Annotated in this window: 1 protein-coding gene; it reads right to left on the bottom strand. The window is 54.2% G+C overall.

The window, feature by feature from the left end:
• Positions 1 to 216 (bottom strand): cupin domain-containing protein (locus FDX22_RS24685; protein ID WP_146717930.1); only part of this gene is annotated, 216 nt, incomplete at both ends.

Here is a 216-nt window from a genome sequence, read left to right as displayed (position 1 = left end):
GATCAACCCAGCGATCTTCACGCGTGACTGCATAGACCGGATTGAGTGGATAGTAGATGCGGTTATGCTTCTTGTTCGCCTCACCGACGACCAGCAGCCGCACCTCGTCACTGGTGTTGTTGATAAAAGTGTGGCACACACCGGTTCCTGCCGGAAAACCAACGCTGTCGCCGGGTTCCAGCTTCCATAAGTAACCATTTATCCAGGCTTCCGGGT

Source organism: Citrobacter sp. TBCS-14 (assembly GCF_005280805.1).
Lineage (GTDB): Bacteria > Pseudomonadota > Gammaproteobacteria > Enterobacterales > Enterobacteriaceae > Citrobacter > Citrobacter gillenii.
The sequence above is the reverse complement of the archived record's forward strand: the minus strand, read 5'-3'. Positions and strand labels throughout refer to the sequence as shown.